Annotated in this window: 11 protein-coding genes; 2 read left to right on the forward strand and 9 right to left on the reverse strand. The window is 55.2% G+C overall.

All coding sequences use genetic code 11. The features are described 5' to 3' along the window. Positions 1-107: 107 nt before the first annotated feature. Genes ACTS3T_RS20585 through ACTS3T_RS20595 form a run of 3 tightly spaced genes read right to left on the reverse strand, consistent with a single transcriptional unit; the run spans position 108 to position 2963 of the window. A complete protein-coding gene (locus tag ACTS3T_RS20585) occupies positions 108-842 on the reverse strand; it encodes a Crp/Fnr family transcriptional regulator (protein WP_462935522.1) in 735 nt (244 codons plus the stop codon). A gap of 13 nt (positions 843-855) precedes the next feature. Beyond that, entirely contained in the window at positions 856-1590 is a 735-nt protein-coding gene (locus ACTS3T_RS20590) for a Crp/Fnr family transcriptional regulator (protein ID WP_462935523.1), read from the reverse strand. A 56-nt stretch (positions 1591-1646) separates the two neighbouring features. Continuing rightward, positions 1647-2963, reverse strand: coding sequence for a sensor histidine kinase (locus ACTS3T_RS20595; RefSeq protein ID WP_462935524.1), 1317 nt, complete (start codon positions 2961-2963; stop codon positions 1647-1649). A 200-nt stretch (positions 2964-3163) separates the two neighbouring features. Between ACTS3T_RS20595 and ACTS3T_RS20600 the strand changes: the two genes are divergently transcribed. Both ACTS3T_RS20600 and ACTS3T_RS20605 read left to right on the forward strand, forming a co-directional pair. Then, a complete protein-coding gene (locus ACTS3T_RS20600) occupies positions 3164-3394 on the forward strand; it encodes a hypothetical protein (RefSeq protein ID WP_462935525.1) in 231 nt (76 codons plus the stop codon). Between the two features lie 14 nt (positions 3395-3408). Continuing rightward, entirely contained in the window at positions 3409-4128 is a 720-nt protein-coding gene (locus ACTS3T_RS20605; protein ID WP_462935526.1) for a hypothetical protein, read from the forward strand. A 26-nt stretch (positions 4129-4154) separates the two neighbouring features. On the opposite strand, the gene ACTS3T_RS20610 is transcribed toward ACTS3T_RS20605, so the two are convergent. The 6 genes from ACTS3T_RS20610 to ACTS3T_RS20635 all read right to left on the reverse strand — a co-directional run bounded on the left by ACTS3T_RS20610 (position 4155) and on the right by ACTS3T_RS20635 (position 12282). Continuing rightward, positions 4155-4829: a response regulator transcription factor gene (locus ACTS3T_RS20610; protein WP_462935527.1), complete on the reverse strand. Its 675-nt coding sequence runs from the start codon at positions 4827-4829 to the stop codon at positions 4155-4157. A gap of 11 nt (positions 4830-4840) precedes the next feature. After that, the gene (locus ACTS3T_RS20615; RefSeq protein WP_462935528.1) at positions 4841-6304 is read right to left on the reverse strand and encodes a sensor histidine kinase; all 1464 of its coding nucleotides are present in this window, start codon (positions 6302-6304) and stop codon (positions 4841-4843) included. Positions 6305-6777: 473 nt separating this feature from the next. Then, positions 6778-7779: a phosphotransferase gene (locus ACTS3T_RS20620; protein ID WP_462935529.1), complete on the reverse strand. Its 1002-nt coding sequence runs from the start codon at positions 7777-7779 to the stop codon at positions 6778-6780. Positions 7780-7809: 30 nt separating this feature from the next. Further along, positions 7810-9663 (reverse strand): ABC transporter ATP-binding protein, encoded by a 1854-nt coding sequence (locus ACTS3T_RS20625; RefSeq protein ID WP_462935530.1) that lies wholly within the window; start codon positions 9661-9663, stop codon positions 7810-7812. Positions 9664-9834: 171 nt separating this feature from the next. Further along, positions 9835-11031, reverse strand: coding sequence for a glycosyltransferase family 4 protein (locus ACTS3T_RS20630; protein ID WP_462935531.1), 1197 nt, complete (start codon positions 11029-11031; stop codon positions 9835-9837). Between the two features lie 3 nt (positions 11032-11034). After that, positions 11035-12282, reverse strand: a complete 1248-nt coding sequence (locus tag ACTS3T_RS20635) for a glycosyltransferase (RefSeq protein ID WP_462935547.1) — start codon at positions 12280-12282, stop codon at positions 11035-11037. Between the last annotated feature and the right edge of the window lie 38 nt (positions 12283-12320).

The following is a 12320-nucleotide window of genomic DNA, read 5'->3' on the forward strand; positions in this document are numbered from 1 at the left end:
TCCCCCAGGGATTTTTAAGTAATTTTCGCTCTCCGTTCTCACTATGTCACAGCCGCTAAAATCGCTATGTACGATAGCGTACTTAAGTACCGATTTAAGCCTCTCAGCTATCGAGCTGGCCTGTCAAGCAACCGCTGATACTCCGCCTTGACAATGTCATAACACTCACAAGCCGCTCCCTTGAGCGCTGCTCGATTGAGAATTTGAATTTGGCCGCGACTGTAATCAATCAGTCCGGCTTTTTGCAACGTGCCCGCCGCCACCGTAATACTGGCTCGCCGCGTCCCTAACATACTAGAGAGAAAATCTTGAGTTAGCTCCAAAACAGCCGAACAAGCCAGGTCTTGAGACTGCAAAAGCCAGCGGGCTAGACGTTCTTCTGTGGGATGAAACCGATTGCAAGCCGCCGTCTGGCTTACCTGAGCCAGTAGAGCCTGGGTATAGCGCAGCAAGAGGTCTTGTAAAGCCCCGCCCCGCTGAAACTCGGCTTTGAGGACGGCAGCATCTAAGGCGACAGCGCTGCCAGCAATTTGCACAATGGCGCGACTGGAGGTAAAGCTTCCCCCCAGATAGGCAGCATAGCCGACGATACCATCATTACCAATGATGCCCGCTTCAATCGTCGCGCCATTTTCCATAATTTGCACCAGCGACACCATGGCCTGATTGGGAAAGTAAACCGTGGCCACGGGTTCGGTTGGTTCATACAAGATCTGACCCAGCGAAAACTGCACTGTTCTCAAATGGGGCACTAGCCGCTGATAATCAGCCTCCGGCAAGGCCAATAGCAAACGGTTAAGCTGTTCGGCTTGGGCTAAGTTTGATTTATGGCGCAAAGACATGCGTGAACAGGGCTTAACGAAGGGTCTGGCTAATCGCCTGGAGTCGGGCTTGCTCAGTCTGCAACAGAGCATAACATTGACAGGCTGCTTGTTCTAGAGCAGCGCGATCGCGGATAGTCACTTGCCCCCGGTGATAGCGAATTAGCCCCGCTTGCTGGAGATGACCAGCTGCTTCGGTAATGGTGGCTCGTCGCGTCCCTAACAGCAGGGCAATATATTTTTGCGTCATGGGAATTTCGTCACACCGCAACCGCTCTTGAATCGATAGCAGCCAGCGAGCCAGCCGGGGTTCAACCGAGTGGTGCGCTCGGCAGGCTACATTTTGCGCCGTCTGGGTCAACGAAAGCTGGAGATAGAGTAATATCTGTTTTTGCAGCGCCCCGCCGCGCTCAAACTCGGCTTTGAGCACGGGAGCTTCAATCTTCATCGCTCGATTGGCGACCTGAACAAGCGCCTGACTAATCGTAGACTCTCCCCCCAGCAAAGCGGGTAGCCCCACCAGTCCTTCATTGCCAATGAGTCCAAATTCGGCTTCAGAGCGTTCTAGCGCCGCACTAATCAGCGAAACGAGCGCATCTAGCGGAAAGTAAATGTGGGTAATGGGTTCGCCAACGCGATAAAGAATTTGACCCAACGAAAGAGTGACTAGCTCTAAATGGGGACGTAGACGCTGGTAGTCTGCCGTTGGTAAAGCCGCCAGCAATCGATTTTCTAAAGCTAAATCGCGCCTCGGTAAGTTGGTTGCCATAGTTGCTGGTCAGAGGTTTATCAACGGTTTTATCCACGTCAGTACCAGGTCAGGCGTCAAGCCTTCGCTAGCTCAATCCAAAACCGACTGCCCTGGCTAACGGCTGACTCGACCCCTACCTGGCCGCCCATCCGCTCGACCCCGCGTTTGACAATCGCTAGCCCAATCCCCGTGCCGGGATAAGTCTCTACTCCATGCAGCCGTTCAAACGGCTTAAAGATGCGCTTTTGATGCCGGGGTGCAATGCCAATACCGTTGTCTTCTACCCAAAGCCGCACTCGCTGGGCAGGAGGGGGCGCTGTTGCTACGGTGCTCGTATCGGCCCACACCCGAATGCACGGTCGCCCACTGGGCGGCACAAACTTGAGGGCGTTGCCCATTAAGTTGCTTAAGACCTGTCTGAGGACGCTGCGCTGGGCACAAACGCTCGGTAAGTTGGGGGCAATCTCGACGCTGGCCTGATTGGCTTGCAGCAGGGGAGCTAAATCAGCCAGCACTTTTTGGATCAAGTTGGTAACGTTAACTCGCTGCAGGTGAATTTCAGTTCGACCCAGACGACTATAGGCTAGTAAATCTTGAATCAAAACGTCTAGATTTTCAGCCGAGGTCGCCATACGACGAACATAGTCTCGGCCCAAGTCGTCTAGTGCGCCCTGGTAGTCTTCTTCTAGCACCTGGGCAAAGCCTTGAATGGCGCGTAAAGGTGCCCGCAAATCGTGGGCGACTGAGTAGGAAAACGCTTCCATTTCATGCATAGCTTCGTTCAGCGCTTGCGTCCGTTCTTGTACGCGCTGCTCTAGGGTGAGATTGAGCTGATAAAGGGCTTGCTCGGTGCGTTTGCGTTCTATGGCGGCGGCCAGTAAATTGGCGATCGCCTGTAAAAAGTTAACGTCATCGGGGGTAAAGGAGTGGCGCTGGCGGGAATAGGCTCCTAGCACTCCAAAGGGGCGATCGCCCTTACCGGCAATGAGAAGACTGATACCGCTAACGACCCCGTGCTGCGTTAGTAGGGGGGAGCTTTGAAAGCGCGTTTCAGTGCGTAAGTCTTGAACAATGACGGGTTGCTGCGACAGTAAGGTATAGCCAGCTTGAGAGTGGCGATCGCCGCTGACAATGGCCTGCCCGACCCAACCGCTTTGCCAGCCAACACCCGCAACGAGCAGCAGCGATTGGTCACTGGGCAGCAGTTCTAAAATTTTGCCGTACTCAACCCCTAAGCTTTCGGCCACCAGTTGCGTGGTTTGATCAAACAAAGCTGCCAGGGGCAAACCCAGCAAAGCGGACTGACTGAGCTGAGCAACGCCAGCCTGCTGCCTGAGTTGATGGGTCAAGGCAACTTCTGCCGCCTCTTGCTCTGTCACATCCGCAACCATGTTATCTCTAAACGACGTTTGGCTCAGCCCACCTGTGGCAGCCCCAAAGGGCTTTACCCAAGGGCTGATCCCTGACTTTAGTTGCAGAATAACCCGCCCAATCGCAAGTAGCTTCGTTCATTGGGGGGATTTGAACCCCTATCACTTGGCAGAAACAGGCGATCGCCAGCCCCATCACCTGCCCCGCCAGCGGGATTCTGATGCCGAATTCCGCGCCTTGGCAGACACTCCCTTCACCCGATCTCAGCCGACGCCCTAGCCAATCGGCTAAGTTTCCGATCGCTGGGCGATCGCACGGTAGCCGTTCTGGAGAGCAACTTTGCCGCCGCTCTACCCGTTGTCATTGGCTCCGTTTTACGGTTGACAAATTTTGGCGGCAAAGTTGCCCTTTGTGTGAGATGATTTTGAGCTTTAAGCGTCTTTTTTGCTGACCCGTGAGGTTTTCATGCCCATTGTGCCAACCATCGACGATGTCTTTGAGCTTGCCGCCGACATCAACATTCCCTTGCCCGCTTGGGTACATCAAATGCTGGATTGGGCGAGTGCTTTGCATGAACTGGCTCACTGGGCCGTTAAGCCATCCGGTTACATCCATCGCTACCTCGATAAAATTCAGCCTTACGCCCCTTTAATTCCGGTTCACTCAATTCCTAATGCAGACGAAGTGCTGCTGCTGCCCGCTAATGCCCTGGTGCGCTGGCCTGATGGTCGCCAGCAGTCTATTCGCTTTAATCATGTCGCTCGTTACCAGCTAGATCCAACGCCGGATGAGTTTGGAGCCAGGGCTTGGGGGCTGCAGGTGATCGAAAAGTTGGGGTGGTGTCATCCGCTGAGCTGCCCCCCCAGCGGCCAGCCGCTATCCGACGAATTGGGCAATGCTCAGTTTGACCCTAACTTGCTCACGGGTGAAGCCCACCCGATTAGCCCTTATGGGCCAGATCAGCTCCTTTTCATGGGCATTGACGTGGCTAATGGCCGCTTTCGCCCCCAGGTTAGCGTAGACTTTGACGGTCAGTGGATTCGGGTTTATCGCGATGAGGCGGTTATCTGGTCGCTAGATATTTTGGCAGGCGGCGAAGTGCTGGCCTGGGAATCGACAACGGGCCATTTGCCCCCCGGCAAACCGCTGCTGTTGGAGGAGCTACGGGCGATCGCTGGCATTTAGCCCTATCAGGTGAGCAGAAAGTAGCGCTAAAGCTCATCGCTCATGCGATAGCCCATGCCCCGCACCGTTTCAATGCAATGACTGCCCAGCTTTTTACGCAGATAGCCGACATAAACATCAACAATATTGGATCCCGGATCATAGTCATAGCCCCAAACCAAATCTAGCAACTGTTCCCGGCTGAGCACCTGCCCCGCGTGGCGCATAAAAATTTCGGTTAAGGTAAATTCTCTGGCGGACAAATCAATCAGTTGACCAGCCACCTGCACCTGACGGGTATAGAGATCAAGGGCAATGGGGCCAATGGTGAGAATAGGGTCGGCTGGGCTGGTTGAGGGCTGAAAACTGCGCAGTCTAGCCCGAATACGAGCCAAAAGTTCCTGAAAGCGAAAGGGTTTGGTGACATAATCGTCAGCACCCGCTTCAAAGCCTGTTACTTTGTCGTGAATGTCATCTCGCGCAGTCAACACAATAATGGGCTGGGTGAGTCCTTGACCGCGCAAATCGCTCAGCAGCGTCATGCCATCCTGGTCGGGTAAACCCAAATCTAAAATAATCAGGTCAAATTCGCTACTCAATGCCAGGTTGAGAGCGCTGTGGCCATCACTAGCATAGGTTGTGGTAAAGCCATTGGCCTGTAAGCCTTTTTCTAAAAAAGAGACAATTCGAGGTTCGTCTTCAATGATTAAAATTCGATTCATGGCGACACCTGCTAAAGCGGTTGCAGCGGCAAAACCAGCGTAAAGGTAGAACCTTGAGCCGGATAGCTAGAGAGATCTACCCGGCCTCCGTGGGCTTGCGCGATCGCCCGCACAATCGACAACCCCAAGCCCAAATTTTCTGAACGGCGATACCCCTGACTGCCGCGCACAAAGCGTTCAAAAATGCGCTGTTGATCGCCAGGGGCGATGCCTGCCCCCGTGTCGCACACCCACAGATAAACCTGATCTTGCCTTTGAGCCGAGCCAAGGGCAATCACGTCGCCTACTTCGGTATGCTGAGCGGCATTTTGAGCCAGGTTAAAAATAGCCTCTGTCAGCCGTTGGCGATCGGCAATGAAGCAACCTGTTCCGGTGGCTTCTAGCTGCCAGCAACGATTAGCCAGCGGCGTAATTTTGGCGTAGAGTTCGGTGGTAAAAGGAGTCAGTTCAAGGGTTTCGAGTTGCAAAAAGTCGGGTCGCTCGGCTTTAGCCAGCAGCATTAGCTCGTTGATAAACCGACTGATGCGATCTAGCTCATCTAAAACGATATCCAGGGTTTCTTGCTGTTCTTCAGGGGTTGACCCCATTAGCTCTAAATGCCCGCGAATGATGGTAATGGGTGTGCGCAGTTCATGCCCCACATCGTTAAGCAGCTGACGCTGGCTGTTGAAAGTAGCTTCTAGACGATCCATCATGTCGTTAAACGTGAGCGCCAGTTCGGCAATGTCACCTTTGCCCCGCACCGGGATGCGCTCAGTTAAGTTAGATTCGCTAATTGAGCGGGCGGTTTGGCTCAGCAGCCGCAGCGGCGCTAACACTTTACCCGCCACTAACCAGGCCAGCAGCGAGGCGATCGCCAACACAGCCAGCGACACCTGAGCCACAATCCGCACAGCTTCATCGACTTCAGAGCGTTCTCCCGTGGTCAAATACGCCACAACAAAAACTCCGCCTGCGCCCCCGGCCGTAGGGAGCGGTTCGGCTCGGTAATGAATGCGCAGTGGCTCTGCCCGATACAAAATCATATCTGTAGCCGTTATCTCAAAGCCGTGCTGAGGCTGGGTTACCCTTTGCCAGCGCCGCATCAGCGAACTACCCGGTTGCAGCGCTGTCGGCAAAGCCAGAGAACTGGCGCGGTAAAACTGACCATCCGCGATCGCCAGCAAAAATTCGCCATCTTCAGGAATATTGCGCGACAAAAAAACATCAAAAATGGCTTCAACGTCGTCGCCAAAGGGTTGGCCTGTATTGGGGTTGTTGCCGTTGCGTAACTGGCGAAACTCTTCAACTTCTTGGCGTAAGGACTGCTGCACTCGCTCGTCGAGCCGCGCTAACAAAATGTGTCTGACCACCAAAACTGACATCAAAGTTGAAATTGACATCAGCACCAAATAGCAAATTAAGATCCGCGTCCGGGCTTCACCAAACATCTGTTGCCAACTGTTGGATTCAAACTGCTGCGAAGGAGGGTGCAAGATATTCTCTCTGGGTTAGCCATCAAATCTGGCAGGTTGGCAACATGGCCTCACGCCCTTATATTCTCTGGCTCTCGCCTTGGCAGCGGTGTGTTGCCAATAGCGAGCCTCAGCTCGCCTGAACCGAGAAAACCTAGGCAAGCAGGCCATAGAGCGACAGCGAAAGGCAGAAGCAAAAGACAGCGGCAAGCCTTTCATTTTGCCTTTAGCCCTCTGCCCTTGGCAATACGGAAGCGTCGCTTAATTGTGAAGCATTTTAACAGCAAACGTTAGCGGCGGGTTGGCCTTGATGTCAGCCGTCTAAACAGCTCAAAACGAAGCGTTCCCGTCTGATGGCTAATTGGCAGGCGCTTACGGCAAGCCCCCCTGGGCTACTACAGCTACAGCCAAAAGCAGAAGGCTGAGGGCTGAGGGCAGAAGGAAAGCTTTTCTGTCAGCGGCTTTTAGCCATTGAAGTGTTTCAGCGCAGGTGGCTACAGTGACAGCAGTTGTAGACGGGCTTCACACAACTGCAAAATGGCTTCACTATAGGCTCGACGCGCCGGAAGACGCTGACTGATGGCAATATGACGTACCAGCGATAGCAGGCTGTAAATCTCAATTTCGGCGTGTAGTCGCTCGGCTAAACCAGCGACGGCTGTTCCCGTCTCAGCCGCACAACAGACTTCAACAAAGGCTGTTTGCAAAGCCTTTTCTTGCTGGCTTAGAGCCGCCGCATGGCCGAACTGTCGCAGACTTTGTTCGCTGAGGTGGGCGATGAAGTTGCCAATATCCAGACTGGGATGACCCTGGCAAGCTAAGTCTAGATCGACGAGCCACAGGCGATCGCCATCGACCAAAATCTGATCGCTGTAAAAATCGCGGTGAATGCTGGTTTGCCCAGCCCCTGCCGGAAAGCTAGCGGCCAGGGCATCACAGCTTTCTAGCACCCAGGCCAAACGGCTTTGCCAGTGAGGATGAGCCTGCGCTAACGGCAGCAAACGCTGGTGCAAAATCCGCAGTTCGTCAGCTAGCGTATGCGTTTTTTCGGGGATGACGGCGCAACGGTGAAGTTTGTGGGCTAGAGCCGCAATTCGCTGCGCCAGCGCTACCCCGGCAGCCGTGGGCAACACTTCGGTTGCCGGGATACCGGAGACTTTTTGCTGTAGCCACATTTGCCAGACGGGTAAACAACCTACCACCGCTGGCACCGAGTAGCCGTCAGCGCTAGCGGCGTCAAACCCCTGTTGCCAAAGAGCCTGCTGCAAACGGTAGCTCGCCCAGTGAGTCCCTTTAGCGCGAATTTTACCCAACAGGGTTAAAGGCCCGGTCGGGGTTGCTAACCGATATTCAATCAGGGCACGGCGACCCGGTTTGTGGCGTACCAGCAGCGCCGCCATGACCCGTTGAATATCAGGCCGAATAGGACGCAGTTGCGTTTGAACCTGGTCACAGTCTAAGGCAGCGGCTAAAAACGGCATTTTGGCGTCTATCATGGCAAAGCGTTTTGAAACAGGGGTGAGGCGCTAAGGGCGAGCCGTTGGGGTTGAAGCCGCCGGAGCCGCCGGAGCGCGAACGGCAGACTGCATTTGAAACAAAGCGGCATAAGCCCCGTTGCGCTGCATCAGTTGGCGGTGACTGCCCTGCTCTAGTACTTGCCCTTGTTCCAGGTAAAGAATCTGATCGGCGGGCGTTGCCAGGTGTAAATCGTGAGTAATTAAAAAAGTGGTGCGATCGCGGGTCAGACGCCGTAGAGCCTCAATCACGGCCTGTTCGTTGGCCTTGTCTAGGCCGCTGGTAGGTTCGTCGAGAATCACAATAGGTGTCCGGCGCAGGGCAGCGCGGGCGATCGCCACTCGCTGTCGTTGCCCGCCTGAGAGGGTCGCTCCTCGTTCGCCAACGACTGTATCGTAGCCCTGGGGTAGGGCAGTAATAAACTCGTGAGCATTAGCCAGTCGGGCAGCCGCTTCAATGTCGGCTTCACTGGCTCCGGCAACGCCGTAGGCAATATTTTCCCGCAGGCTGGCGGCAAACAACAGGCTATCTTGGAGGACGACGCTGATCTGGGGTCGCAGACTGGCCAGCGTGTAGTCACGAATGTCGTGCCCCTCCATAATTACCTGTCCAACGGTGGGGTCATATAGCCGCAGCAGCAGGTTCATCAGCGTTGATTTGCCGCTGCCCGAAGGGCCAACCAGGGCTATTTGCTCTCCCGGCAAAACGGTGAGGTTGATGCCGCGCAGCACTTCGTGTCCGCTCTGGTAGGCAAAGTGCAGGTTTTCTAGACGTACTGCTCCACTCAGGATCGGGGCTGGATAGGCTTGCGGGCGATCGCGAACCGCTGGCGTCTGCGCTAGCACATTGAGAATGCGCTCCCCTGAGGCAGCGGCTTTGGCTAAGCGTCCGGTATACTTGGCAAAATTTTGCACGGGTTTGAACGCAGTTTTTAAGTAGGTCAAAAAGACCAGAATATCGCCTGCCGAAAGGGCATCACTAACCACCAGCCGCGCCCCATACCACAGTACTAGCGCCGTCCCCAGGGCAATCACTACATCTACCGTGCGTTCCAGGTGAGCCGCCAGCCGCTTGGTTTCAACGCTTTCTGTTAGACTCTGCTGGTTTTGCTGGGCAAATAAATCGGCAAAGGCTGCTTCTAAAGACAAAGCCTGTACCAGCTTGATCGCCGCTAAAGACTCAGCAGCCGTGGCGGCAACGGCTCCCTCTTGCCGTCTTTGCTGCAAAGAGGCGGTCCGAATTTGCCGACTCAAGCGGGTAGCCGCTAACCCAAACAAAGGAAAAGTCACCAGCGATAAGAGCGTCAGCCTGAGGTCTAACCAGGCCATGACGCTGACCATACCGACCAGGGTTAACAGGCTAACCACGAGGGGAAGCGCCGCCGTTAACAAAATTTCTTGCAGGCGGCTGGCATCGCTGCTGACCCGCACAATCAAGTCGCCGCTACGAGCTTGGTGGTGATAGCCCAATGACAACTGCTGCAAATGGCGATAAAGCTGATTGCGCACCTGGGTCATGACGCGGCTACCCACCATCGCCAGACTAACCGTACTCCAATAGGCCGCGATCGCCCGCAATCCGGTAATCACCACCCCACTGATGGCGGCGGCTGTCAACAGCACGACTGGATCAAGCGTCGCCAGCGCGGGCAGAGGTTGCAGGCGATCGCCCGCCGCCGGAACCAGCACATAGTCAAAAATCAGCTTGAGCGGCCAGGGTTCTAGCACCCGTAGCCCCACATCGGCCAGCAAAGCCACACCGGAAACGCTAAGCAAAGGCCACTGCGGGCGAATGGTCGGCCAGAAGGCGTGGACAACTCGCCCCAGACCAGGGACGGTTTGAGCAAGGGGAGAGGAGCGGTTCATGGGTAATACCGATTCTTCAAAAGAAAGGTACAGATGAGACTGACGAAACGGATGCAGAGCCAAGACTGTTCAATTCAAAATCGAAAGTCCAAAATCGAGAATTGATATAAGGCAGAAATCAGAATGCAGAGGGCAGAAGCAAAGCGTTGAGGCAGAACGTGAACCCAAAAGCTAGACCCCTGGGCTTGAGCGTTGGGCTGAGCGGGGCGCAGCAGGGGCAGATTGGGCGATCGCTAGAATTTGTTGGGCGATCGCCTCCCAAGTGTGGTGGGTCAAAACATAGTGCCGCGCCGCCTGCCCCAGACGGTGCCGCAGGTCGGCAGAGTGCCACAGCCGCTCTAGCGCCAGCGCCAGCGCCGTTTCGTCGCCCGGTGGGCAAAGCAGCCCCGTCGTGCCGTCTTGCACCAGTTGGTTAAGCTGGCCGATTTGGCTAGCCACCACTGGCAGTCCAGCGGCCATGTATTCCACTACCTTTAATGGCGAGAAGTAAAAATCAGCACTGGCGGGATAAGGAGCCACCGCAACATCCATCGCAGCCAACAGCCGAGGAATTTGCTCAGGCGGTACGGCTCCGGTCAACTGGGTAACGCTTCGCAAACCGCGCTGAGCCAGCTCAGCTTGCAGTTCTAGACGTTGCGGCCCGTCTCCTACAATGAGCAGCCGAGTTTGGGGCAGGCGCTGATGGAGCCGAGCAAAAGCATTCACCAGATGGGTCAGACCATGCCAGGGCTTCAGCGAACCGACAAAGCCCACCGTAAACATCTGGCGATCGCGCGGCAGCGGCAGCGGCGGGCGACAGGCGCTAAAGCGACAGGGGTTAACACCGTTGGCAATGACCTGAATTTTGTCTGCCGCTACCCACTGGCTCAGATAGGTTTTGATTGCTGGCGAAACGGCAATCAGTCCGTGAGCCGCCTGAAACGCTTTTTTAGCGACCTGTTCAGCCCGGTCGCGATGCACTAAGCTGCGGTGCTGCGCCTGTTCTTCAATCAAAGGGGCATTAACTTCTAATAAACCAGGAATGCCGACTCGCTGAGCAAATTCCATGGCGCTGTAGCTCCAGAGCGAATAGCGCTCATAAACCCAGTCAAACGCACCCGCTAGTTCTAGCTCTCGCTGCAAGTCAGGATTGATCGCGATCGCCACTTTTTCTCGCAGCGCCGCCGCCCCTTTAGGAACAGGCGGTAGGCGATGTACGGTTAAATCAATCAGATCGGCGGGGGGAAAGTTGCCTAAGCGCACGGCAAACAGCTCTACGGTAGCTCCCTGGTGCCGCAAAGCGCGAATCACCTCTTGCACATGGATAGACCCCCCTTTTTGCCCAAATACCGGAATGCCGGGATCGGCACAGACATAAGCCACTCGCATGGTCTAGACCTCCTGTAGCTCAACGGCAAACTGCGGCTGAAACAGCGATCGCAACTGTGCCGTATTGCAGCTACTGTCAAACTCGCTTTCGATGAGCTGACGCGCTTGAGCCGCAAGACGCTGACCTAATGCAGGCGATCGCAGCAACCGTTGCAGGGCTTGGGCTAAACCCAACGCATCCCGCTGAGCCACTAACAACCCCGTCTCTTCAGGGCGAATAATTTCAGGAATGCCTGTCACATCAGTGGCGACACAGGGCGTTCCTAAGGCCATGGCCTCTAGCAAAGCGGTGGGCAAGCCGTCGCGGTTGCCATCTGCCCCAATCACATAAGGAGCGGCAAAAACAGCCGTCCTCTGCAGGCGGGCAAACACTTCTTTTTGCGGCAAAGGCCCCACTAGCTCCACCAAGTCGCTCAGTTGCAACGCTTCAATCTGCGATCGCAACGCCGCCGCCATTGGCCCCGTTCCGACTATCTGGCAGGTAAACTCACACCCCCACCGCCGCAGCCAAGCACAAGCCTCAACCAGAAAAGGCAACCCTTTTTTCTCGACCAAACGACAAACAGAAAGAATACAAGGCGATCGCCTGAGGGGCGGCTGATAGGTCAGTTCAGCCAAATCTAAACCGTTGTAAATTCGCCGTAGCCGCTGCGCTGCTGCGCCAAACTGCTGCTGCAAATACGTTACGTTATAGTCGCTCACCGTCACCACCGCTGCCGCATCTTGCAGTTTGCGCTGCAAATCAGCCCGATCTACGCCTGCGTGAAAAATATCTTTAGCATGGGCTGTAAAGCTATAGGGCACCTCAGCAAAATAGGCGGCTAGCCGCGCCACACTGGTCGCCACGCTGCCAAAGTGGGCGTGCAGGTGAGTAATCTGCCGCTGCCGGATTTCTTGCGCCAACCAAGCCGCCTGGTAAACGACGCTGGCTCGCTCGGTGGTGGCAGCAGCCAACTTAGGCCAAAAATTAGGAATCGTTTGAGCCGCCGCCTGCAACTCAGCCCAAAAATAGCTAGCCGCCGTTGGGTTTAAGCTATTGAGGTGAGGGTGGCAGCGCCCCTGAGAGGGCTTGCGGAGGTAAGTGACCGCTGCCCGCACCTGGGAGATTTTGTCTTGAAAATGGGTATCGGAGGGGGGGCGCAAGGCAAAAATATGCAGGTCTAGGCCAGCGGCTTCGTGAGCCAAAATTTCATTGACAATAAAAGTTTCTGAATAGCGAGGATAGCGTTTAACAATGTAAGCCAGGCGCATTTTCTGCATGTATAAATGAGGTTGTCGAAAACGAAAAA

Source organism: Almyronema sp., assembly GCF_052168255.1.
Lineage (GTDB): Bacteria > Cyanobacteriota > Cyanobacteriia > Phormidesmidales > Phormidesmidaceae > Sphaerothrix > Sphaerothrix epifaneia.

Bases quoted from the DNA above. Each gene is read 5' to 3' on its own strand.
- ACTS3T_RS20585 (WP_462935522.1), bottom strand. From the start codon at position 842: ATGTCTTTGCGCCATAAATCAAACTTAGCCCAAGCCGAACAGCTTAAC.
- ACTS3T_RS20590 (WP_462935523.1), bottom strand. From the start codon at position 1,590: ATGGCAACCAACTTACCGAGGCGCGATTTAGCTTTAGAAAATCGATTG.
- ACTS3T_RS20595 (WP_462935524.1), bottom strand. From the start codon at position 2,963: ATGGTTGCGGATGTGACAGAGCAAGAGGCGGCAGAAGTTGCCTTGACC.
- ACTS3T_RS20600 (WP_462935525.1), top strand. From the start codon at position 3,164: ATGCCGAATTCCGCGCCTTGGCAGACACTCCCTTCACCCGATCTCAGC.
- ACTS3T_RS20605 (WP_462935526.1), top strand. From the start codon at position 3,409: ATGCCCATTGTGCCAACCATCGACGATGTCTTTGAGCTTGCCGCCGAC.
- ACTS3T_RS20610 (WP_462935527.1), bottom strand. From the start codon at position 4,829: ATGAATCGAATTTTAATCATTGAAGACGAACCTCGAATTGTCTCTTTT.
- ACTS3T_RS20620 (WP_462935529.1), bottom strand. From the start codon at position 7,779: ATGATAGACGCCAAAATGCCGTTTTTAGCCGCTGCCTTAGACTGTGAC.
- ACTS3T_RS20625 (WP_462935530.1), bottom strand. From the start codon at position 9,663: ATGAACCGCTCCTCTCCCCTTGCTCAAACCGTCCCTGGTCTGGGGCGA.
- ACTS3T_RS20630 (WP_462935531.1), bottom strand. From the start codon at position 11,031: ATGCGAGTGGCTTATGTCTGTGCCGATCCCGGCATTCCGGTATTTGGG.
- ACTS3T_RS20635 (WP_462935547.1), bottom strand. From the start codon at position 12,282: ATGCGCCTGGCTTACATTGTTAAACGCTATCCTCGCTATTCAGAAACT.